General features: G+C 43.8%; 19 protein-coding genes and 2 pseudogenes. 17 read left to right on the top strand and 4 right to left on the bottom strand.

Annotated features, from left to right (window positions below):
- Positions 1–14 precede the first annotated feature (14 nt).
- Positions 15–1,031, bottom strand: coding sequence for an NAD(P)H-dependent glycerol-3-phosphate dehydrogenase (locus AC4CS8_RS09560; protein ID WP_493892953.1), 1,017 nt, complete (start codon positions 1,029–1,031; stop codon positions 15–17).
- A 144-nt stretch (positions 1,032–1,175) separates the two neighbouring features.
- Here AC4CS8_RS09560 and AC4CS8_RS09555 point away from each other — a divergent pair, with 144 nt between their 5' ends.
- Genes AC4CS8_RS09555 through AC4CS8_RS09545 form a run of 3 tightly spaced genes read left to right on the top strand, consistent with a single transcriptional unit; the run spans position 1,176 to position 5,109 of the window.
- Positions 1,176–1,625, top strand: coding sequence for a MarR family winged helix-turn-helix transcriptional regulator (locus AC4CS8_RS09555; protein ID WP_493892952.1), 450 nt, complete (start codon positions 1,176–1,178; stop codon positions 1,623–1,625).
- Positions 1,618–3,324, top strand: a complete 1,707-nt coding sequence (locus AC4CS8_RS09550) for an ABC transporter ATP-binding protein (protein ID WP_493892951.1) — start codon at positions 1,618–1,620, stop codon at positions 3,322–3,324. The genes AC4CS8_RS09555 and AC4CS8_RS09550 overlap by 8 nt, the downstream gene beginning before the upstream one ends.
- The gene (locus AC4CS8_RS09545) at positions 3,325–5,109 is read left to right on the top strand and encodes an ABC transporter ATP-binding protein (RefSeq protein WP_493892950.1); all 1,785 of its coding nucleotides are present in this window, start codon (positions 3,325–3,327) and stop codon (positions 5,107–5,109) included. It begins immediately after the preceding gene.
- Between the two features lie 82 nt (positions 5,110–5,191).
- Here AC4CS8_RS09545 and AC4CS8_RS09540 read toward each other — a convergent pair whose 3' ends face one another.
- The 3 genes from AC4CS8_RS09540 to AC4CS8_RS09530 form a co-directional block, all read right to left on the bottom strand.
- Positions 5,192–5,986 (bottom strand): formate/nitrite transporter family protein, encoded by a 795-nt coding sequence (locus AC4CS8_RS09540; RefSeq protein ID WP_493892949.1) that lies wholly within the window; start codon positions 5,984–5,986, stop codon positions 5,192–5,194.
- Positions 5,987–6,069: 83 nt separating this feature from the next.
- Complete coding sequence (locus AC4CS8_RS09535; RefSeq protein ID WP_493892948.1) at positions 6,070–7,305, bottom strand: NAD(P)H-dependent oxidoreductase; 1,236 nt, start codon at positions 7,303–7,305, stop codon at positions 6,070–6,072.
- A gap of 15 nt (positions 7,306–7,320) precedes the next feature.
- On the bottom strand, positions 7,321–7,923 hold the full coding sequence (locus AC4CS8_RS09530) for an NADPH-dependent FMN reductase (RefSeq protein ID WP_024391582.1): 603 nt from the start codon (positions 7,921–7,923) through the stop codon (positions 7,321–7,323).
- Between the two features lie 127 nt (positions 7,924–8,050).
- Between AC4CS8_RS09530 and AC4CS8_RS09525 the strand changes: the two genes are divergently transcribed.
- From AC4CS8_RS09525 to AC4CS8_RS09460, 14 genes and pseudogenes are all read left to right on the top strand, one after another.
- On the top strand, positions 8,051–8,410 hold the full coding sequence (locus AC4CS8_RS09525) for a YbaN family protein (RefSeq protein WP_024384177.1): 360 nt from the start codon (positions 8,051–8,053) through the stop codon (positions 8,408–8,410).
- A gap of 345 nt (positions 8,411–8,755) precedes the next feature.
- Positions 8,756–10,018, top strand: a complete 1,263-nt coding sequence (locus AC4CS8_RS09520; RefSeq protein WP_493892947.1) for a S41 family peptidase — start codon at positions 8,756–8,758, stop codon at positions 10,016–10,018.
- Between the two features lie 49 nt (positions 10,019–10,067).
- On the top strand, positions 10,068–10,604 hold the full coding sequence (locus AC4CS8_RS09515) for a hypothetical protein (protein ID WP_493892946.1): 537 nt from the start codon (positions 10,068–10,070) through the stop codon (positions 10,602–10,604).
- An 18-nt stretch (positions 10,605–10,622) separates the two neighbouring features.
- Positions 10,623–11,617 (top strand): annotated as a pseudogene (gene rhuM / locus AC4CS8_RS09510) (RhuM family protein).
- Positions 11,618–11,635: 18 nt separating this feature from the next.
- Positions 11,636–12,079 carry a dUTP diphosphatase gene (locus AC4CS8_RS09505; protein ID WP_493892945.1) on the top strand — a complete coding sequence of 148 codons (444 nt, stop codon included), beginning with the start codon at positions 11,636–11,638 and terminating at the stop codon, positions 12,077–12,079.
- A gap of 6 nt (positions 12,080–12,085) precedes the next feature.
- Positions 12,086–12,619, top strand: a complete 534-nt coding sequence (locus AC4CS8_RS09500; RefSeq protein ID WP_493892944.1) for a histidine phosphatase family protein — start codon at positions 12,086–12,088, stop codon at positions 12,617–12,619.
- A 6-nt stretch (positions 12,620–12,625) separates the two neighbouring features.
- Positions 12,626–13,993, top strand: coding sequence for a DNA repair protein RadA (gene radA / locus AC4CS8_RS09495; protein WP_493893887.1), 1,368 nt, complete (start codon positions 12,626–12,628; stop codon positions 13,991–13,993).
- Positions 13,994–14,117: 124 nt separating this feature from the next.
- A complete protein-coding gene (locus tag AC4CS8_RS09490) occupies positions 14,118–14,612 on the top strand; it encodes a beta-class carbonic anhydrase (protein ID WP_493892943.1) in 495 nt (164 codons plus the stop codon).
- Between the two features lie 121 nt (positions 14,613–14,733).
- Positions 14,734–15,492: a TIGR00266 family protein gene (locus AC4CS8_RS09485; protein ID WP_493892942.1), complete on the top strand. Its 759-nt coding sequence runs from the start codon at positions 14,734–14,736 to the stop codon at positions 15,490–15,492.
- Positions 15,493–16,648: 1,156 nt separating this feature from the next.
- Positions 16,649–19,531 (top strand): annotated as a pseudogene (locus tag AC4CS8_RS09480) (DUF445 family protein); the annotation flags it as partial.
- Between the two features lie 57 nt (positions 19,532–19,588).
- Positions 19,589–19,786, top strand: a complete 198-nt coding sequence (locus AC4CS8_RS09475; RefSeq protein WP_493893886.1) for an LPXTG cell wall anchor domain-containing protein — start codon at positions 19,589–19,591, stop codon at positions 19,784–19,786.
- A gap of 138 nt (positions 19,787–19,924) precedes the next feature.
- A complete protein-coding gene (locus AC4CS8_RS09470; RefSeq protein WP_493892941.1) occupies positions 19,925–20,371 on the top strand; it encodes a LytTR family DNA-binding domain-containing protein in 447 nt (148 codons plus the stop codon).
- A 4-nt stretch (positions 20,372–20,375) separates the two neighbouring features.
- Positions 20,376–21,041, top strand: a complete 666-nt coding sequence (locus AC4CS8_RS09465; protein ID WP_493892940.1) for a LiaF transmembrane domain-containing protein — start codon at positions 20,376–20,378, stop codon at positions 21,039–21,041.
- Between the two features lie 86 nt (positions 21,042–21,127).
- Positions 21,128–22,408 (top strand): MFS transporter, encoded by a 1,281-nt coding sequence (locus tag AC4CS8_RS09460; RefSeq protein ID WP_493892939.1) that lies wholly within the window; start codon positions 21,128–21,130, stop codon positions 22,406–22,408.
- The last annotated feature ends 111 nt before the right edge of the window (positions 22,409–22,519 follow it).

Below are 22,519 nucleotides of genomic sequence, written 5' to 3'. Positions count from 1 at the left end.
CTCCGTTTTCTATATTAAGACCATTCGTTTTCTTGACGGAATTCGCCAGACATGATTTCCCGAATGGCATCTTGAATACTAGCACCTTGATAAATCACGCTATAAATGGCATTGGTAATGGGCATGTAAACACCTAGTTCCTTTGCTAATTCATAGGCGGCTTTTGTGGTAGAAATTCCTTCGATGACCATACCCATGTTGGCTTCGATATCTTCGAGTTTTTCTCCCTTACCAAGCAGATCCCCTGCTCGCCAGTTACGAGAGTGGACAGAAGTTCCTGTCACAATCAGGTCACCAACTCCAGACAAACCACTGTAGGTTAAGGGATTGGCTCCCATTTCCACACCGAGTCGGGTAATTTCAGTCAAGCCACGTGCAATAATGGCAGCTTTGGCATTGTCGCCGTATCCAAGTCCATGCAGGGCACCAGCTCCAACCGCAATGATGTTTTTAAGAGCCCCAGCTGTTTCCACACCAATAACATCATTGTTGGTGTAAAGGCGGAAGTAGTTGTTACTGAAAAGGTTTTGAACATAGCTAGCTGTTCCCAAGTCTTTTGAAGCGGCAGAAATTAAGGTTAAATCACGGACGATAGTTTCTTCTGCGTGGCTAGGCCCTGAAACTACAACAATTTCTGAACGAAGTTCTGCAGGAATCTCTTCCTCCAAGACTTGTGAGAGACGTTTGTGACTGTCTGGCTCCAATCCTTTTGAGGCGTGCATGATGACTACTTTATGTTTGAGGGTCTCTGCAACTTGTTTTGCGACTAGACGGGTTACCTTGGTTGGCACAACAAAGAGGACAGCGTCGACACCGTCTAGAGTTTCAGCTAAATCCTTGTAGCCTTTAATGTTTTCATCAAGAACAATATCTTTGAAATAACGTGTGTTAGTATGTTTTTCGTTGATTTCATCAATTTGCTCCGGAATATTTCCCCAAATGCGAACAGTATGTCCATTATCATTGAGAACTTGTGCAAGGGCTGTTCCCCAAGAACCAGGCCCCAAAACAGCAATTGTTTGTTTCTCCATAAGATTCCTCTGTGATAGTATTTTCTCTATTATAACATAGATGATTTTTTTTTGAAAATAGCAGAGCGGAAACTTGACAATAGTTCTCAAGAAAACTATAATGAGCTTTATGTTTACTAGTTGGTTAAATAGAAAGGGGTTCTTGTGGGGCACACAATTGCAGATTTTCGAAATTTATTAAATCAGATTGAACAGATTAGTGAAGCGATTGCTAAGGAATACGATGTGGAGCATTTAGCGGGGCCACAAGGATGGGCTTTGCGATTTTTATCGAATAGATTAGAGCTTGAAACCTTTGTAAAAGATATTGAATCAGAGCTCCGCATTTCCAAATCGGTTGCCAGTAATCTAGTCAAACGTATGGAGAAAAACGGCTTCATACAAGTCCTGCCTTCTCAGATTGATAAACGCTATAAACAGTTGATTTTGACGGAGAAAGGTCGGAGTAAGATTAGCCGATTAGAAGCTTTTCATGAGGAGATGCACCGCTCGCTTTTTCAGGGAATTCAGAAGGAAGACTTTCAACTGATTAAGCAGGTGGCCGATCAATTAAAAGAAAACATTAGGAATTATAAGGAGAATGACCATGTTTAAACAAGCAATCCTACGCTATAAATGGTATGCCTTGGCCTGTATCACCTTGACATCGATTGTCGTTATTACGACCCTCTTGCAGCCCAACTACTTAAAGGATGTCTTGGCAGCAGTCTTGGCTAATGACAAGGAAGAGATTGTCCGTGTGGGCCAGTTGCTCTTGGTGATTGCGGGGATTGGTCTTTTGGCTGGTCTGGCTAATACCATTGCTGCAGCGAAAATTTCACAAGGGGTATCTGCGGATATTCGTGAGCAAACCTTCCGCAAGATTCAGAGTTTTTCTTATGCTAACGTTGAAGAATTCAATGCGGGGAACTTGGTCGTTCGGATGACCAACGATGTAACCCAGATTCAAAACTTGACCATGATGCTCTTTACCATCTTGCTACGGGTTCCCCTCCTCTTTATCGGCGCCTTTATCATGGCGGTGCGGACCTTGCCAGAACTCTGGTGGATGATTATTCTCATGGTGATCTTAATCATGGTCATCATGGCGGTTGTCATGGGGCAAATGGGGCCTCGTTTTGGGAAATTCCAGTCCCTCATGGATAAGATGAACAGCATTGCCAAGGAAAACCTGCGTGGGATTCGCGTGGTCAAGTCCTTTGTGCAGGAGAAAAACCAGTACAAGAAATTCAAGGATGTGTCCAATGAACTCTTGGACCTCAACCTTTTCATCGGTTACGGTTTCTCTATCTTGCAACCTCTGATGATGTTTATTTCCTACATGGCGATTTTTGCATCGCTCTACTTGGTGTCTGGTATGCTGGAAACCAATATGGAAGCAGTTGGTGGCTTTACTTCCTTTATGAGTTACCTCATGCAAATCATGTTTGCCATTATCATGGCTAGCTTTATGGGGATGCAAGCTTCTCGTGCAGCGATTTCTATTAAGCGTATCAGCGAGGTCTTGGATACAGAGCCAGCGATGACCTTCAAGGATGTGGCAGATGAGGACCTGACAGGTCGGATTGTCTTTGACAATGTTAGCTTTACCTATCCGCATGATACCGAGCCAACTTTGAAAAATATCTCCTTTGAGATTGAGCCAGGTCAAATGGTCGGCGTGGTCGGTGCAACGGGTGCGGGTAAATCTACTCTTGCCCAGCTGATTCCGCGTTTGTTTGATCCACAGGAAGGAACAGTATCTATCGGCGGTCGGGACTTGAAAGAAGTCAGCAAGAGCACCCTGCGTGACACGGTATCGATTGTCTTGCAAAAAGCTATTCTCTTCTCAGGGACCATTGCGGACAACCTGCGTCAAGGGGCACCTGGTGCTGATTTGCAACGTTTGGAGCGGGCCGCAGGTATTGCCCAAGCCAAAGAATTTATCGACCGCTTGGATGATACCTATGAGAGTCAAGTAGAAGAACGTGGAAATAACTTCTCAGGTGGTCAGAAACAGCGGATGTCCATTGCGCGTGGTGTGATTAGCGAGCCTAAGGTCTTGGTACTAGATGATTCGACCTCAGCCCTGGATGCCAAGTCTGAGAAGTTGGTGCAAGAAGCCCTCAACCATGATTTGAAGGGGACAACGACGGTCATCGTTGCCCAGAAGATTTCTTCTGTTGTCAAAGCTGATAAGATTTTGGTTCTTGATGAAGGTCGCTTGATTGGTCAGGGAACACACGCAGAATTGGTAGCGACAAATGACGTCTACCGTGAAATTTACGAAACACAGAAAGGAAAGGAAGAATAAATGAAAACTTTACGTTTTTTCTGGTTTTATTTTAAACGCTATAAGCTGTCCTTTGCTGTGATTTTTCTAGCCATTGTGACGGCGACTTATTTGCAGGTTAAGACACCTGTTTTCCTGGGTAATGCGATTGCAGAGATGGGGAAAATTGGTCAGGCTTATTTTGCTTCGGTGCAAATGGGTCAGTCGGATTTCAAGCCTGACCTAGCTGATTTTAATGGGGTCATGCTCCATCTCTTGTTGGCCTATGTGGCGACTGTGGTATCAACTTTGATTTATACCCTGCTCTTTACACGCATCGTTGCTCATTCAACCAACCGTATGCGAAAAGGTCTGTTTGGCAAGTTGGAACGCTTGACAGTTGCCTTCTTTGATAGCCACAAGGATGGGGATATTCTTTCTCGTTTTACCAGTGATTTGGATAATATCCAAAATGCTTTTAACCAGTCCTTGACTCAGGTAGTGACCAATATCGCTCTTTACATCGGTATGGTTATCATGATGTTCCGTCAGGATACTCGCTTGGCTTTGGTAACTATCGCATCTACGCCAGTTGCTTTGATTGCCCTAGTGATTATCATTCGCCTGTCACGGAAATATACGGATAAGCAACAGGCTGCGGTGTCTAAACTCAATGCCTACATGGATGAGAAGATTTCAGGACAAAAAGCGATTATTGTACAGGGTGTGCAGGAAGAGACGATTGATGGTTTCTTGGAGCTCAATGAAGAAGTTCGTCGCACGACTTTCAAGGGACGTTTGTTTGGTGGGATCCTCTTTCCATTTATGAACGGAATGAGCTTGGTTAATACGGCCATTGTTATCTTTGCAGGCTCCAGCATTGTGCTCAATGATAGCTCACTTACAACAGCTGCCGCACTTGGTCTGGTCGTGACTTTTGTTCAGTATTCGCAACAGTATTACCAGCCTATCATGCAGATTGCATCTAGCTGGGCAGAATTGCAGTTGGCTTTCACAGGTGCTCACCGTATCCAGGAAATGTTTGATGAGCCTGAGGAAGTCCGCCCTCAAAACGCTCCGCTATTTACCGAATTAAAAGAAGGTGTTGAAATCAAGGACATCGACTTTGGCTACCTGCCAGGTCAGAAGGTCTTGGACAAGGTGTCCATTTCAGCTCCTAAGGGCAAAATGGTGGCGGTCGTTGGTCCGACGGGATCCGGTAAGACTACCATTATGAACTTGATCAACCGCTTCTATGATGTCAATGGTGGTAGCGTGGCCTTTGACGGTCGCGATATTCGGGAATATGACCTGGATAGTTTGCGAGATAAGGTCGGTATTGTCTTGCAGGAGTCGGTCCTCTTCTCTGGTACTATTGCGGACAATATCCGCTTTGGCGATGAGAGTATTTCGCAGGAAATGGTGGAAACCGCAGCTCGTGCCACCCATATCCATGACTTTATCATGAGCTTGCCAGAGGGCTATGAAACCTTTGTGACTGATGATGAGAATGTCTTCTCTACAGGTCAGAAACAGCTGATTTCTATTGCCCGTACGCTCTTGACAGATCCACAGGTCTTGATTTTGGACGAAGCAACCTCAAACGTTGATACCGTAACGGAAGCCAAAATCCAAAAGGCTATGGAGGCTATTATCGCAGGTCGGACCAGCTTCGTCATTGCCCACCGCCTCAAAACCATTCTCAATGCGGATGAAATCATCGTCCTCAAAGACGGAAAAGTTATCGAGCAGGGCAACCACAGCCAGCTTCTTAAACTTAACGGCTTCTACGCTGAGCTCTACCACAACCAGTTTGTGTTTGAATAGTAAAAAATAACAGCCAAGATAAGCAGGCCACAATCCTTAAACTTTTAGGATGTGGTTTATCTTGGCTGTTTTTGTAGTATCATTACTGTTCAAGATGGTTGGTTTTGGTCTGATTGAGCCAAGCATAAGCAATTCCAATAAAGAGGCCGGCTCCAAGCCAATTTCCAAAGAAAACAACAATCCACTGACGAAGAATATTCGCGATGGTAAAGGTATCTACATTAGTACGAGCAGCATTAAAGGCTAAGAGCATGAATGATGCGAAATTAGCAACTAAGTGTTCGTTGATAAGGAAAACAAACATAAAAATAGCTGATACAATAACAAAGAATTTGGCGGATTGTTCCTTGAGTAGCATATACCCAAGGATAGCCATATTCACAAACATATTGGCAGTAATTCCCTCAAAGAAGTTACTCCAGTCGGATTTTCCTAGTTTGATGGTGACAGCGTTGACAACAAAACTTTCGTTAGATAAGTTAAGGTAGGAGAAGGACTGATTGAAAAGCCAAGCCAGAATGGTAGCACCTACAAAGTTGAAGAAGGTGCAGTAAAGTAACATCAGCGTTACTTTTTTCCAAGTAATTTGCTTATAATAGGCACCAGTCGTTAGATACATCATATTAGATGTAGCCAATTCGCCACCAAAAATAAGAACAAAAATCAGTCCGATAGCAAAGATAAAGGTAAAAACAAAACGCGATAGACTTGGGAATTGACTGGAGATGACATCAGCTCCAATAATACCAACAGCTGTTGACATGGTCAAATAAGCTCCTGCATACATGGAGCGTAAGGCGTAACGGCTTAGACTTTCATCAAAAAGGGATTCTTTTTTTGAAACTGCAACCGAAATTTTTTCTTGAAATGGGGACATGGGGCCTCCTTGTGACATAATCATCAAAAATTTATTGAAAAAATATAGTGGAAAGGGAGCCCCTTCCCACTAGTTTTTATTTGTTAGTGAGCAGATGCACCAGAATTGGCATCTGTCGGTGTGGAAGCTGTATGGGTACTACCTGTATCTGAAGCGCCAGAGGTTGCATCAACATGGGCAGGAGATGCGGTGTTTCCTGCACCCCCCACCAAGCGTTGTCCAGTGGTTTCAAGATACCAATCTAACCATGGCTTAAAATTAAAGATAATTTCATTGATACCAGCGTAGGACCCGTCAGGATAGTACATAGCTTGGTAGTTATGAGTATTGATAATTTCAGGTGGTGTGCCTGGGACGATTGTTCGAACGTACTCTTGGTTACCATTGCGTAAGGTTCCAACAACCCATTCGACATTTTTCATACGAGCAGGTGGTAAAGTGCCGTGAACGGTTGACAAGCGGTTTCCTACTTGAGCAAGTACCCGTTTACCCAACATGGTATTTGGCTCCTGGTGCTTGTTGTTGTAGTAGAGGAATTGGTTATTATCATCTGCATAGGTCAATTCAAATGGCATCGCATTGAGAAACATATTGAGTTGGTCTACGGTGAGGAGACCGTTATCCAATTTCACATAGGTATTTCCGTCAACGGCATTGACCTGTTTGGCAGCTTTTTCCAACCAGTCTGGATCATCTGGATCGATGCCGTGGATGGTCGTCGCAATCGGCTTTCCACAGTCCAAATCTTCGGGTGCAATTGGCTTGGGTTGTTTCAATTTAGATACAACGCCGACATACTTGATAAAGTTGTCTAGACAGCTTTCCAAGAATTTCACAGTCCCTTCATTGATAATGTTCCCTTTATCATCAAAAGCTTCTTTCGCTTTACCAAGGAGGAATTCATTACCTGGTAACGTGTAGGCATTGACACCTGGAGCGTCCAAAATTTTTCTCAAGTGTACTTGAGCACGAGACGTTCCTTGGTCGTAGTAAGAAGCACCGATAATCATAACTGGTTTATTTTCAAATGGATGTAAATTGAAACTGAGCCACTCTAGAGTACTCTTAAGAGCAGGTGTGATGGTGTGGTTGTGCTCAGGTGTAGCAATGATGACACCATCAGCACGTGTGATTTTGTTGTAAAGGTATTGGATCGCAAAACTATTAGACTGGTCTTCGTCCTGATTGAACATTGGGACATCTTTGATTTCCAAAAGCTCTAATTCAAATTTTACTTTAAAGTGGCGTTGAATAAATTGCAATAGCATGCGGTTATAAGATTGGTCTGCATTAGACCCGACGATTCCGACAAATTTCATGATTGTTCTCCTCTCTTACAAGTTTTCCCAGTCAAAGTTTTCAGCTTCTTTTTGAAGTAACTCTTTGGCGCTAGACAGTTTACTTGTCATCTTGACAAAGAGACGGAAGTCATCAAAGATGGCATCCAGTTTTTGACTGATTTCTAAATCAATGAGCTCACCGTTTGTATCAAAGGCTTTCATGGAATTAGATAGTAAGAACTCATCTGGCAAAACAGTGGCTTTGAGTTCAGGAGCATTGAGAATTTGGCGTAGTTGCAATTGAGCACGGGAAGAACCGAGCGTTCCGTATGAGGCACCTGTAATCATAACCGGCTTGTTAAGCATAGGGTAGACTCCATATGATACCCAAGCTAGTGCATTCATAAGAACAGCGGGGATAGAGTGGTCATACTCAGGTGTTCCGATGATGACACCATCAGCACTTTCAATCTTTGCAACTAATTCTTTAACACTTTCTGGCAGTTCACGATTAGCCGGTTTATTGAAGACGGGAAGGTCCTTGATTTCAACCAATTCAATATCTGCCTTGTCAGCAAAATGCTGTTTGATGTACTGCAAGAGTTTGCGGTTGGTTGAGCGAGCGGAGTTGGTTCCGACAAGTCCTAGAAGTTTCATAGCATCTTCTCTCTTTTCTAAATGTAATATCCTTATCATACCAGTTTACAGGGTGGAAAGCAAGCGCTTTCCTAAAACATACAGAAAATGTTCAAAAAATCACGAACTCTTTTGGTATAATAGTATTATGAAAAAAATTGTTTATCTAGTAGCTGGTTTTGTTAGTCTTGCTATTGGCATGATTGGGATTGTTCTACCTATAATTCCAACAACGCCTCTTTTACTTTTGGCTGGATTTTGTTTTGCTAGAAGCTCTAAAAATTTTGAAAAATGGCTACGTAATACAAAAATTTATCAATTTTATGTAGCGGATTATGCTGAAACCAAAGCCATTTCCCGTAAACGGAAAAAACAAATTATCTGGCAAATCTACATACTCATGGGGATATCCATTTGGTTGGCTCCTGTACTATTTGTCAAAATTGGACTGGGCTTGCTGACAGTCTTTATTACTTACTACCTTTTTTGGGTTATACCAGAGAAATAGATCCAGACTTGCGGATGAAATCAACGTCCTCAAAGATGGAAAAGTAATCGAGCAATGCAACCACAGCCAGCTTCTTAAACTCAATGGCTTCTATGCCGAACACTACCACAATCAGTTTGTGTTTGAATAGGGAAGATAGAAAAAAGGTCTCAATAGGCCTTTTTCTATCTGTCTTTTCTAATCTTGACACTAACCTGACGACAGATTATACTGAAATAGAGTCATTTGAATTAGCTCTGATACATCGTCACTGTCGGCTTGCCATACTCTAGTATTGCTTGCACTCAGTTCCTTGTCTGAAAGCTTATTCATTCGACTATATATTTTTAATCGAAGGAGCTACTCATGACCCAGTTAGAGATATTTGACACGATTGTAGGCATCATGCAGGAAGATTCGGCTACTAAGAAGGACAAGACGGGAACAGATCCGACTCCTTTTCGTAATCAGCTACTGATAGACTTGCCCAAAGAAGACTTTATCTATCTGATTCGGACATACTTGGCTAGCTTTGGGGTGTTGGGGCATATCTGGTATCATTCCCCTGTTGCTCCAAGATTGGGAGCCTTCCTGCGTCGGCACGAAGATTCCCTCTACGTACTAGACAGTGATAGTGGCAACGGTCTTGAGGTAGGCGACCGCATTATCGCTATAGGTGGTCAACCTCTTGACCAAGTTTATCAAGAGCGCCAAGCCTTTTTTATCAGTCCGACTCCTGAGCGACAGTACATGGAGTGGGCTTATTTGGTCAAAAAAGCAGGGCAGGTCAGTCTTTTTCGTAAGGGTCAGTTCTTGCAAGTAGAGATTGGAGATTGTCAAGATTCAGCAGAGCAGGAAGCATTTGCTTGGAACTGGCTAGATGACCATACTCTCTACATGAAAATGGAGAATTTTCATGACGAAGAGAAAATTGGACAGCTCTATACTCAGATAGAGCCCCTGTTACCCACGGTAAAAAACTTGATTATTGATGTCCGTATCAATAGTGGTGGCAGTGATTCACTCTATTGGCCCTTGCTCAAATACGCCTTGCCAGTAGGTAAGTCTTACAAGGACATCGTGATGGATGAGTATGAAATGGAGATTCTCTATACCCCAACTAATATTGCTCATCGGCGTAAAATATTTGAGAGGCAATTACTTGATCCTTATCTTTCAGAAGAGAGTAGAGCCTTTATAGAAAGTTTGTTGGTAGAATTAGAAACACATCGGGATGCTGGCTATGTCTGTGCAGATGACGAGGAAGATTACTTGGCAGATTACCGAGGACTGGAAGCTGGACCAGATAAGATCTATATCCTGTCAGATGTTCGTTGTGCCTCTTCAGGAGATAATTTTGTCCAAACCTTCAAGCCACTTCCCAAAGTCACAGTGGTTGGGCGGGCAACCTTGGGCATCTTAGATTATTCCAACTGCTGTTTTGCAGAATTTGGCGACGATTACCTGATGTATCCGACCTCACGCAGTTTGGAAATTGACAAGGGAAATGGGATGACAGATAGAGGCGTTGAGCCAGATATTTACATCCCCTGGACACCTGAGCATTTGGAAAGAGATGTGGATTTGGACTATGTCTTAGAGCTGATTCAGACAAGCAAGGTCATCTAGTTTACTAGCAGGTCTTTGCTTTACCCTGTGTTTCCTGTATAATAGACCTATGAAAAGACAGAGCGTTCGAGTTGAATTGTTTCCCCTAAAAAAAGAAGAAATCTTTGCCTACCTAGATGACAAGGGTGTTTTAGTGAATGACTATTTCAAGACCTACCTAGCCCACTCGGCATATCAAGTGGTGGAGGAGCAGCAAGAGTGCTTGGTTGAGATTGTCAGCCTTGCAGATATGGGATTGGAGAGGGAGGCGACAGCTCCTCAGATAGAAGCGAGGGCTATGGAACTTGGTTATCAACTGCCACCAGCTCATCTGGGAGTCTATCTTCGCCTGGCCTTGTTGGAACAGGAAGTCAGTCAAGATGCTATACTCTCCCAAGGGAAATCACCAGACGGAGCTCTTTGCCTACTGTCGCCTCAGTTGGAAGAAGAATTCACCTTCCCTCGCAGTGTCTATCTCCGCAAGGTTGACCAAGACTTGTGGTTACGAGCAGCTCGTTTTGATGACGAATATGCCTTCCCCCTATCCACAATTTTTGCATTTGTGACGAAAAGTGCGAATGAATTTATAGTAGGGAGTAAGCCCTAAATAACTAAAGAGGTAAATATGAAGGAATTACAATTTTTAATTTACCAAGCAGAAAATGACCAAGAAAAGGCTAGCATCATTGTCAGTGATGAGACGATTTGGGCCAGTCAAAAGGAAATGGCAAGGTTGTTTGATGTTGGTGTACCAGCTATCAGCAAACATTTGAAAAATATTTTCGAAGAAGGGGAACTAGAGGAAAAAGTGGTTATTTCCAAAATGGAAACAACCACTCAACACGGTGCAATTGCAGGGAAATTTCAAACCAAAGAGGTGACCTATTACAATCTCGATGCCATCATTTCCGTCGGTTACCGAGTCAATTCTCAAAAGGCTACTAAGTTTAGACAATGGGCAACAACTGTACTTCGAGAGTACATGATTAAAGGGTTTGTCATGGACGACGAGCGTTTGAAGCAAGGTGAAAACCTCTTGGAAAAAGATTATTTCCGTGAGCTTTTAGAACGAGTTCGTTCTATCCGTGCTAGTGAACGACGAATCTGGTTACAAATCACAGATATTTTTGCAGAGATTGCGATGCCAATAGCTTGCTGACTAAGCAATTCTATGCTCATGTGCAAAATAAATTTCATTATGCGATTACAGGTAAAATAGCTGCAGAAATTATTTATGAAAAGGCAGACCATACCAAAGCAAACATGGGTTTGGTAACATGGAAGAACTCCCCTGATGGACGTATTTTGCAATCTGATGCTCTTGTTGCTAAAAATTATTTGACCGAAAAGGAAATTCGTTCGCTAGAACGCAGTGTTTCGGGCTACTTTGACTATCTGGAGCGACAAATTGAGCAAGGTAAGACCCAGACCATGAAAGATTTGGCAGATAGCATTGACCGATTTTTAGCCTTTCAAGAATATGAACTCTTGGAGGAGCACGGTCAAGTTGCAAGGCAAGTAGCCAAGGAGAAAGCTCGTACAGAATATGCAATTTTTAATAAGACCCAAAAGATAAATTCTGATTTTGAAAAATTACTTCAAGATTTATCTTCAAAATAAGTACTCGAAAGGAAAAACATGAAAATCCGTGGATTCGAACTGGTTAGCCAGTTTACTGATGAAAATTTATTGCCAAAACGTGAAACAGCCCATGCAGCAGGCTATGACCTAAAAGCTGCGGAGACAGTTAGCTTAGACCCGGGCGAGATTAAGCTGGTGCCTACAGGTGTCAAAGCTTATATGCAAGCAAACGAGGTCCTCTATCTCTATGACCGCTCATCCAATCCTCGCAAGAAGGGCTTGGTCTTAATTAACTCGGTTGGAGTTATTGACGGTGACTACTACGGCAATCCAGCTAACGAAGGCCACATATTTGCCCAGATGCGGAACATCACAGATGAAACCGTCGTGGTAGAAGCTGGCGAGCGAATCGTGCAGGCTGTTTTTGCACCTTTCCTTTTGGCTGACGGCGACCAAGCCGACGGCGTTCGGACAGGTGGCTTTGGCTCGACGGGGAAATAGACCGCTATGCATATTCTCTTTGTGAGGCATTCAGAGCCAGACTACAGTATGTTTGACCAGCATGACAATCCTCGTCTGTATGCAGGTTTTGGACGGGATCTGGCTCCCTTAACTGAAAAAGGAAGGGCCTTGGCGCAGGAAGTTGCCAGCAGTCCTGTTTTGGCTCAGGCTCAGGTGGTTATTGCATCTAGTGTCACACGGGCTTTGGAAACAGCAACTTACATTGCTCATGCCAACCAACTGCCTCTGCTGGTGGAGCCCTTTTTTCATGAGTGGCGACCAGACTTGACGGGGCAGAATGCCAGTCAAGATGAGGCAGTCTTAGCTCATCGATTATTTTTGGAAAATGGCGGAGCGGTACCTGAGTCTTCTCCAGTTCGTTATGAAACTGCTGCGGAGATGAAAGAGAGATTTTTACAGGCCCTCGAAAAATACCAAGCCTATGACCGGCTTGTTATCGTCTGTCATGGTATGCTGATACGCCAGTTTGTCCCCAAAGAAACCATAGCCTACTGCGAAATCCTAGAATATACTATATAGGAGGAAATCATCATCGCTAAGAAAAAAACAACCTTTGTCTGTCAATCCTGTGAGTACCACTCGCCCAAGTATCTGGGGCGTTGCCCCAACTGTGGCTCCTGGTCTAGCTTTGTCGAGGAAGTGGAAGTCGCTGAAGTCAAGAACGAGCGGGTCAGTCTGACAGGTGAGAAGACGCGCCCCATGAAACTCAATGAAGTTTCCTCCATTCAAGTGGCCCGCACCAAGACCAATATGGAGGAGTTCAACCGTGTCCTCGGTGGCGGTGTGGTGCCAGGTAGTCTGGTCCTGATCGGAGGCGATCCAGGAATTGGAAAATCCACTCTGCTCTTACAGGTATCGACCCAGCTTTCGACCATTGGCACCGTCCTCTATGTGTCAGGGGAAGAGTCTGCCCAGCAGATTAAGCTCCGTGCGGAACGATTGGGCGACATCGACAGCGAGTTCTATCTCTATGCGGAAACCAATATGCAGAGCATTCGGACCGAGATTGAGAAGATAAAACCAGATTTCCTGATTATCGACTCTATCCAGACCATTATGAGCCCGGACATCTCCAGCGTGCAAGGCTCTGTCAGTCAGGTCCGTGAAGTGACTAATGAACTCATGCAGATTGCCAAGACCAACAACATCGCAACCTTCATCGTTGGTCACATGACCAAGGAAGGCACCCTGGCTGGACCGCGGACCTTGGAGCACATGGTGGATACCGTTCTCTATTTTGAGGGCGAGAGACAGCACACCTTTCGTATCTTGCGGGCGGTCAAAAACCGCTTTGGCTCCACCAACGAAATCGGCATTTTTGAGATGCAGTCGCAGGGCTTGGTCGAAGTCCTCAATCCTAGTGAGGTCTTTTTGGAAGAGCGTTTGGACGGAGCGACTGGCTCTGCTATTGTCGTGACCATGGAGGGCACCCGCCCAATCCTTGCAGAAGTGCAGGCCCTGGTGACGCCGACCATGTTTGGCAATGCTAAGCGGACCACGACAGGCTTGGACTTCAACCGTGCTAGCTTGATTATGGCGGTTTTGGAAAAACGGGCAGGCCTGCTCCTCCAAAACCAAGATGCCTACCTCAAGTCAGCAGGCGGTGTCAAGCTGGATGAACCGGCTATTGACCTAGCGGTCGCAGTTGCCCTTGCCTCCAGTTACAAGGATAAGCCAACCACCCCACAAGAGTGCTTTATAGGCGAGATTGGTCTGACAGGTGAAATCCGCCGTGTCAATCGTATTGAGCAACGGATTAACGAAGCCGCTAAATTAGGTTTTACCAAGGTCTATGCGCCAAAAAATTCCCTGACAGGTATCAAGGTGCCTAAGGAAATCACCGTTATCGGCGTGACAACCATTGGGGAAGTGCTACAAAAAGTATTTAAATGAGGATAACATTCGGGAGTGACAAATTGTCGCTCTCTTTTTTGCGACAAATAGTCGGGAATATGGTAAGCTAGGTCTAATCTATTTTATGAAAGTTCTGGAAAGTTTCATCAGACAAGGAGGTCCTATGTCTTATTTTCAAAATTTTATGAAGGCCAACAAGGTTTATGTTGACCTGCACGGCACCTATCATTTACCCCTCAAGCCTAAAACAAAAGTGGCTATTGTGACCTGTATGGACTCTCGGCTTCACGTTGCGCAAGCCTTGGGCTTGGCACTTGGGGATGCCCATATCTTGCGGAATGCGGGTGGGCGCGTGACGGAGGACATGATTCGCTCGCTGGTTATTTCCCAACAGCAACTTGGCACGCGGGAAATCGTAGTCTTACACCATACAGATTGCGGTGCCCAGACGTTTACTAACGAAGATTTTGCGGCCCAACTCAAGCGAGATTTACAGGTAGATGTCAGTGGTCAGGACTTCCTACCCTTTACGGATGTTGAGGAAAGCGTGCGGGAGGATATTGCCCTTTTGAAACAATCTCCTCTCATACCTAAAGATGTTGAGATTTTTGGTGCGGTCTATGATGTGGATACGGGTCGCATGACAGAAGTGAAATAGACTGGGCATGGCTCGGTTTTTTTGTAATCTTTATCTAAATAATCTATAAATCCTTGACAAGTTTGTTTGAATAATATAAAATTGTATTACAACAACAACACAAAAGAAACGAGGAACTCCTATGTCAGACAATCGGATGAAATACACTATCGACAGTAATATGCAATTTCCCTTGGTGGAGATTGCCCTGGAAGCTGGGGAGTCAGCTTATATTCAACAGGGAAGTATGGTTTACCACACACCGAGCGTGACCTTGAATACCAAGCTCAATGCGCGTGGTGGTTCGGGATTTGGAAAGCTCATGGGTGCCATTGGTCGCTCTATGGTATCAGGCGAGTCTATGTTTGTCACTCAGGCTATTTCCAACAACGACGATGGCAAAATTGCACTTGCGCCTTCCACTCCTGGTCAAGTCATTGCTCTAGAATTGGGTGCCAAACAATACCGCCTCAATGATGGTGCTTTCCTTGCCCTTGACGGTTCTGCCCAATACAAGATGGAGCGTCAAAGTGTAGGTCGTGCTTTCTTTGGCGGTCAAGGCGGGCTCTTCGTTATGACTACGGAAGGACATGGAACGCTCTTGGCCAATGCCTTCGGTTCGATTAAGAAAATTGAGCTGAATGGTGGAAGCATCACCATTGATAATGCTCACGTTGTTGCTTGGAGCCGTGACCTCAATTACGACATCCATCTTGAAAATGGTTTCCTCCAGTCTATTGGTACGGGTGAAGGGATTGTCAATACCTTCTCAGGTTATGGAGAAATCTATGTGCAAAGTTTGAATATTGAAACCTTTGCTCAAGTTATCGGCAATCATATCGTTGGTACAGGTGGTGATGGCGGTGGAGGAAGTACATCACTTCTTGATGCGATTTTTTAAAAATGTTGAATAGTGAGGTGCAGTCTGACTGTACCTTTTTTACTTTATTTAAGTGCGTGGAGTATTAAATAATATATAACTATTGACAAAAGTATATGTAATCTGTAATATTAAAGCATTAAACATGTAAAACTAAAGGTTAAAAGGCTGAATTGTGAGTAAAGAACAGATTAAACAGACATCGGTGGAAGTATCTCGTAAGACACAAGTGAGGATGCATAAATCAGGTAAACATTGGGTCAGGACGGTACTATCTCAGGTTGGACTTAAAAAACTATATGGAAAGAATAGTTTAGGAACGGTCAAAGTTTCAGCATCCCCTGTTAAGCAATATCGTTCCAGTAGCGCGTTGTTAAAAGTGGTGATGGCAACAGGTACTTTCGTTGGAGGGTATTCTGCAACGGATATTATTTCAGCAGATGATACTCTGGTTCAGACTCAAGAAACTAATCAAGAATTATTAGTTACTGCTGATACGGTTCAACTAAGTGGAAGTGATAGTGTGGCTACTCAGTATTCTGAGTCAGACACTCAGTCATCTTCTATTCTTGTTTTTTCAGAGTCTGATGCTAGTGCTAAATTGAATGGGACCCAAATTTCTCTTATTGAAGGTCGATTAAATACAGCGACGAATTTGATTGATTGGAAAGTGGTCTATCAGCCGACTACTTCATTATCTCAGGCTTTTGCCGGACTCTACATTGCAGCAGTAACTGAGATGGGAGAACCTCAAAATATTTTGGTAAACGGTATCCCGCTGCAGTTGGATAATAGTTTCAATAGTCGTGAAACCTTGGGAGTAACCCTTCGGACAGTTGACTACTCCGGAAGGTACTATGGAAAAAATTACAGTTTGGCAGCCAGTCAGGTATCAACCTCTGGACCGGTGACTTATACATTTACAACTAGTGTAGGCTCTAGCTTAGCTAATATAGCTATGTATGTTCAGGCTGCTATTCACCCAACTTCTAATGTGGTCCATGCTACTGTAAATGAACCGAGAAGTCGCCAAAATTTGAGTGGAATGTTAATTGGTTATCGGACATCTTTTGTTGCAGATGAGATGGATAGTTTTTTACAATCTACGTCTGAGTCTATTCAAAACTCATTGGATAATCGATTGTCGTTAAGTCAGTCCACCTCCCAATCCCTGTCAGTGTCCAATAGCCAATCTTTATCATCATCTGAATCCTTACTGGTATCTTACTCAGAATCTCAATCAGTATCGTCGTCGATCTCTGTATCGTCGTCGCTTTCGGAGTCAGTGAGCACGTCCATTTCCACCTCTGTCTCTGAATCCCTTTCAGATTCAGTGAGCGAATCCGTATCAGAATCTCTCTCAGAGTCAGTAAGCGAATCCGTTTCTGGCTCTCTCTCGGAATCAGTAAGCGAATCCATTTCTGGCTCTCTCTCGGAATCAGTCAGCGAATCCGTTTCTGAATCTCTTTCAGAGTCGGTCAGCGAGTCTGCTTTCGAATCCCTTTCAGAGTCAATTTCAGAATCCATTTCTGAATCAGTTTCAGAATCCATTTCAGAATCTGTATCAGAATCTATCTCTGAGTCAATTTCCGAGTCAGTTTCAGAATCCATTTCAGAATCAATTTCTGAGTCAGTATCAGAGTCCATTTCAGAATCAGTATCAGAGTCCATCTCAGAATCCATTTCAGAATCAGTTTCAGAGTCCATTTCAGAGTCAGTCTCAGAATCAGTTTCAGAGTCTGTATCTGAGTCAATTTCAGAGTCAGTAAGCGAGTCAGTAAGTGAATCAATCTCGGAATCTGTATCAGAATCAGTTTCTGAGTCCATCTCTGAGTCAGTCTCAGAATCAATTTCTGAATCTGTGTCTGAGTCCATTTCAGAATCAGTTTCTGAGTCCATCTCTGAATCAGTCTCAGAATCCATTTCAGAATCTGTATCAGAATCCATTTCGGAATCTGTGTCAGAGTCAATTTCCGAATCAGTAAGTGAGTCAGTATCAGAGTCGATTTCAGAATCCATCTCAGAATCCATCTCAGAATCGATCTCCGAGTCAGTTTCAGAGTCCATCTCTGAGTCAGTCTCAGAATCAGTTTCAGAGTCCATCTCAGAATCGGTATCCGAGTCAGTTTCCGAGTCCATTTCAGAATCAGTTTCAGAGTCAATCTCCGAGTCCATTTCAGAATCAGTTTCAGAGTCCATTTCAGAATCAGTCTCTGAGTCGATTTCAGAATCAGTTTCAGAGTCCATCTCTGAGTCAGTCTCAGAATCTATTTCAGAATCAGTTTCAGAGTCCATCTCTGAATCCGTATCAGAATCCCTTTCCGAATCCGTCTCAGAATCTATCTCTGAGTCAGTCTCAGAATCAATCTCTGAATCAGTTTCAGAATCAATTTCCGAGTCAGTTTCAGAATCCCTTTCTGAGTCAGTATCCGAGTCCATTTCAGAATCAGTTTCCGAGTCAGTCAGCGAATCAGTGTCTGAGTCAATTTCCGAGTCTGTCTCCGAATCAGTTTCAGAGTCCATCTCAGAATCAGTCTCAGAGTCCATTTCAGAATCCATCTCCGAATCAGTTTCAGAATCAGTTTCCGAGTCCATCTCTGAGTCCATTTCAGAATCCATTTCAGAGTCAGTCTCAGAATCCATTTCAGAATCAGTTTCAGAGTCCATCTCTGAGTCAGTCTCAGAATCAATTTCTGAATCTGTGTCTGAGTCCATTTCAGAATCAGTTTCTGAGTCCATCTCTGAATCAGTCTCAGAATCCATTTCAGAATCTGTATCAGAATCCATTTCGGAATCTGTGTCAGAGTCAATTTCCGAATCAGTAAGTGAGTCAGTATCAGAGTCGATTTCAGAATCCATCTCAGAATCGATCTCCGAGTCAGTTTCCGAGTCCATCTCTGAGTCAGTCTCAGAATCAGTTTCCGAGTCCATCTCAGAATCGGTATCCGAGTCAGTTTCCGAGTCCATCTCAGAATCAGTTTCAGAATCAGTTTCAGAATCAATTTCTGAGTCAGTTTCTGAGTCAATCTCAGAATCCGTCTCCGAGTCCGTCTCAGAATCCCTTTCAGAATCCGTCTCAGAATCTATATCTGAGTCAGTCTCAGAATCAATCTCAGAATCAATCTCAGAATCAGTTTCAGAATCAATTTCTGAATCAGTATCAGAATCCGTCTCCGAGTCAGTATCTGAGTCAATTTCTGAGTCAGTATCAGAGTCCATTTCAGAGTCAGTATCTGAATCCGTATCAGAGTCAGTGTCAGAATCAGTATCAGAGTCAGTATCTGAGTCAATTTCTGAATCCGTATCAGAGTCTATCTCAGAATCAGTTTCAGAATCAGTTTCAGAATCAATTTCTGAGTCTATCTCAGAATCCGTCTCCGAGTCCGTCTCAGAATCCCTTTCAGAATCCGTCTCAGAATCTATATCTGAGTCAGTCTCAGAATCAATCTCTGAATCAGTTTCAGAATCCCTTTCCGAGTCACTTTCAGAATCCCTTTCCGAGTCAGTATCCGAGTCCATCTCTGAGTCCGTCTCAGAATCTATCTCAGAGTCAGTATCCGAGTCCATTTCAGAATCAGTATCAGAGTCAGTCTCAGAATCTGTGTCTGAGTCTATCTCTGAGTCCGTCTCAGAATCGATTTCAGAATCAGTATCAGAATCCGTTTCAGAATCAATTTCCGAGTCCATTTCAGAATCAGTTTCCGAGTCCGTCTCTGAATCTATTTCAGAATCCGTATCAGAGTCCATCTCAGAATCTGTATCCGAGTCCATTTCCGAGTCAGTCTCTGAATCTATTTCAGAATCCGTATCAGAGTCCATCTCAGAATCTGTATCCGAGTCCATTTCCGAGTCAGTCTCTGAATCTATTTCAGAATCCGTATCAGAGTCCATCTCAGAATCTGTATCAGAGTCCATTTCCGAGTCAGTTTCAGAATCAGTTTCAGAATCCATTTCAGAGTCAGTCTCAGAATCTATTTCCGAGTCAGTTTCTGAGTCCATTTCAGAATCAGTTTCAGAGTCAATCTCCGAGTCCATTTCAGAATCAGTTTCAGAGTCAATTTCAGAATCAGTTTCAGAATCCATTTCGGAATCTGTGTCTGAGTCAATTTCCGAGTCTGTGTCCGAGTCCATCTCAGAATCCGTATCAGAATCAGTAGTTCCACGTCATTCTCAAACACCTCGTAAACAAGGTGCATTACCAAATACCGGTGAAGAATCATCAGCTTGGGCAGGTATTCTTGGAGCAGGTCTCCTTCTGGGTGCATTTTACAAACGTCGTAAAAAAGAAGAGGACAAGCGAACTCCTCGGAAATAATCATAAAGCCGTTAGAGAGTTCTAACGGTTTTAATGATGGAAATTCACCACTTACCCACCCATTTTTACCACTTACTGAAATGCCCTTGTAATTGGGAGCTGAACTGGTATAATAGAGCTATCAAAAAGGAGGGAGCTATGAAAGTTCGGATTGAATTAGATGATAGCTTGGATCAGGTTGAAGTTCTTATTCGAACCAGTCAGTTGGGACCGGAAATTGAACAGATTCAACAGGCCTTGCAACAGATAAGTCGCCCCTCACTTGTCTTTTACAAAGGAACGAGTGAGTATTTCCTATCCTTGAGTCAGGTGCTCTTCTTCGAGACGGATGGAACCAAGATTTTCGCCCATACAGGCGACGATGCTTACGAAGTGAAGATGAAACTTTATGAGCTAGAAGAGTACTTGCCGTTTTATTTTTGTCGGGTTTCCAAGTCAACGATTGCCAATAGCAAGGCGATCTATTCGCTGGATAAGTCCTTCTCAGGCACCAGTCGGATTTCCTTTTACAAAACCCACAAGGAAGTTCATGTGTCGCGGCATTATTACCACTTGCTCAAAGAAAAGTTACAGGAAATGAGGTAAGAAGATGAAAAAATATGGTTTAGGAATTGCTCTGCTGGTCTTGGCAGGCTTGGTCTTGTTTCAAGACTACTTGCCGGCTGTTGAGCTTCCTCTTTGGAAATTAGTATTGGTAGTTGGTTGGAGTTATCTTCTTCTAAAAGCAATAATTAGAAGACAGTTAGTTACAAGCTTTGTGTGGGGAACTTTGGTCTTTATTATTTTGAACAATCACTTTGACTGGGTGGACATTGATACCTGGACAGTAATTCTAGGATCGATACTAGCTTGTGCAGGATTGAAGTTACTGATAAAACCTAGGAGGAACAGGGATATGATTGATACAAAAAGTTTTGGAACAGGCGTGATTGGCGACAAGGGGAGGGAAACGGCTTTTGGCTCTTCAACTCGCTATATTCACGACGATAATTTTCTCCATGATAGTGTGGAAGTGGCCTTCGGCTCTAGTACGGTTTACTTTGATCAGGCGATTATTCTGGGAGATAAGGCTGAATTTCATATCGATGCGGCCTTCGCGTCAGTTGATCTTTATCTGCCGTCAAATTGGCTGGCGGTCGTGGAACTGGATAGTTCTATGTCTGCTGTCAATAACTACGCAACTGGTATGGGGGAAAAGATACTGTGTATCACAGGAGATATGGCCTTCTCTACTCTGAATATCTATTACACCTAGAGTGAACAGAGAGCAGTCTATCCAGGCTCCTCTGTAAGATAAAAAGTCGGAATATTCTGGAAATTATTCGAAAGAAAGGGATTATCATGAAAAAGATTTTGAAAAATGCTACCTACCTATGGGTACTGACTGCGGATATGCTGTCCAATTTTGGCGATGTGGTCTATTATCTGGCCTTAATGAACTATGTCTTGCTGGTTCCCAACAGTCGTCTGGCTCTGGCAATCGTGACCTTCTCGGAAATTTTCCCTAGTTTTATGGGCCTCTTTACAGGCTATCTGGCAGATAAGACGGTCAACAAAATCGGCACTATCAAGCTGACTCTTCTCTTTCGCGTTATACTCTACCTCATCCTCGGTTTCTGCATGGGCTTTGAGCCAGCCCTCTGGATTGTCGTGGTGGCTGCAAGCTTCAATGTCTTTGCAGACTTCGCTGGCTTCTATGAAAACGGCCTCTATGCACCTCTGGGATTACGCGTAGCGCCAAAGGAAGAACGGGAGCAGTACTCGGCCTTTCGCCAGACCGTGACCAGCCTCCTCAATATCGCCTCTCAGGCCCTCTCTGCCCTCTTGGTCGGCCTCCTCTCCTACCAAAACCTAGCCTTTCTCAACGCCGGCACCTTTTTAGCCGCCCTCCTTATCATGCAGCTGCTGACGCCAGCCTTTCGCAAACTCCTGACGGAGCAGCCTTTGAAAATAGCAGAGCAGCCGAGCCAGCCTGAGCAAGCAACCAAGGGTCCGGGCATTCTAGCTTCTTTCAAGCAAGCCATCGTGGAGCTGCGCAAGATTCCCGAGTTCCGCCTGGTCCTGATTACCAGCCCTATAATCAACGCCTGTGGAGCGATTCTCTATCCTATTCTGGTCCTCTTGATTAGCGAAGACCCAGGCCTTGTCTTCCTCAATGTTGAAACCACCCTTGCCCTGACTATTCTGATTTTCTTTGTCGGAAACATCTTAGGCTCGACCTTGGTCTTTACCCTTTTCAAAAAGACCAGCATGGTGACGCTTGAAGTGGCTGCCACTTTCTCTCTTCTTGGTGTTTTTGTCGGAATGTTGCTACATCAACTGCCAATTATTTTCTTCTTCCTTACTACAATGGGAATTAGTTCTGGAGCTAGTGGACCTAAGTTTAATGCTAAGTTTGTCAATTCTATGCCAGAGGAGCAGTTGGCGACCATTGGCGGAGCGGTATCAACCTATTTTATGCTAGGTCAAGCCTTTACTCGACTACTGGTATCAGGTCTGGTCTTGGTGCTAACAGTAGATCAGATTAGCGGTCTTTTCCTAACGGCAACTAGCTTCTTGGTCCTTTATGTCCTCTACTGGCTAGTACGCAACCAAAAAACACCTCAAAATCAGCCCAACTAGGCTGATTTTTCTGTTTTCTTAGGCCTATCTATGCTATAATGTTCTTGATTGCTACTCTTCGAAAATCAAATTCAGGCGTCGTTGACTTGACTTGATGAACTTCAGTTCTAT

This window comes from Streptococcus sp. NSSLK0004, assembly GCF_059039125.1.
Note: the sequence above shows the minus strand (reverse complement) of the source record. Positions and strands in the feature narration are given on the sequence as shown.

Bases quoted from the DNA above. Each gene is read 5' to 3' on its own strand.
- AC4CS8_RS09560 (WP_493892953.1), bottom strand. From the start codon at position 1,031: ATGGAGAAACAAACAATTGCTGTTTTGGGGCCTGGTTCTTGGGGAACA.
- AC4CS8_RS09550 (WP_493892951.1), top strand. From the start codon at position 1,618: ATGTTTAAACAAGCAATCCTACGCTATAAATGGTATGCCTTGGCCTGT.
- AC4CS8_RS09545 (WP_493892950.1), top strand. From the start codon at position 3,325: ATGAAAACTTTACGTTTTTTCTGGTTTTATTTTAAACGCTATAAGCTG.
- AC4CS8_RS09540 (WP_493892949.1), bottom strand. From the start codon at position 5,986: ATGTCCCCATTTCAAGAAAAAATTTCGGTTGCAGTTTCAAAAAAAGAA.
- AC4CS8_RS09535 (WP_493892948.1), bottom strand. From the start codon at position 7,305: ATGAAATTTGTCGGAATCGTCGGGTCTAATGCAGACCAATCTTATAAC.
- AC4CS8_RS09530 (WP_024391582.1), bottom strand. From the start codon at position 7,923: ATGAAACTTCTAGGACTTGTCGGAACCAACTCCGCTCGCTCAACCAAC.
- AC4CS8_RS09525 (WP_024384177.1), top strand. From the start codon at position 8,051: ATGAAAAAAATTGTTTATCTAGTAGCTGGTTTTGTTAGTCTTGCTATT.
- AC4CS8_RS09520 (WP_493892947.1), top strand. From the start codon at position 8,756: ATGACCCAGTTAGAGATATTTGACACGATTGTAGGCATCATGCAGGAA.
- AC4CS8_RS09515 (WP_493892946.1), top strand. From the start codon at position 10,068: ATGAAAAGACAGAGCGTTCGAGTTGAATTGTTTCCCCTAAAAAAAGAA.
- AC4CS8_RS09505 (WP_493892945.1), top strand. From the start codon at position 11,636: ATGAAAATCCGTGGATTCGAACTGGTTAGCCAGTTTACTGATGAAAAT.
- AC4CS8_RS09500 (WP_493892944.1), top strand. From the start codon at position 12,086: ATGCATATTCTCTTTGTGAGGCATTCAGAGCCAGACTACAGTATGTTT.
- AC4CS8_RS09490 (WP_493892943.1), top strand. From the start codon at position 14,118: ATGTCTTATTTTCAAAATTTTATGAAGGCCAACAAGGTTTATGTTGAC.
- AC4CS8_RS09485 (WP_493892942.1), top strand. From the start codon at position 14,734: ATGTCAGACAATCGGATGAAATACACTATCGACAGTAATATGCAATTT.
- AC4CS8_RS09470 (WP_493892941.1), top strand. From the start codon at position 19,925: ATGAAAGTTCGGATTGAATTAGATGATAGCTTGGATCAGGTTGAAGTT.
- AC4CS8_RS09465 (WP_493892940.1), top strand. From the start codon at position 20,376: ATGAAAAAATATGGTTTAGGAATTGCTCTGCTGGTCTTGGCAGGCTTG.
- AC4CS8_RS09460 (WP_493892939.1), top strand. From the start codon at position 21,128: ATGAAAAAGATTTTGAAAAATGCTACCTACCTATGGGTACTGACTGCG.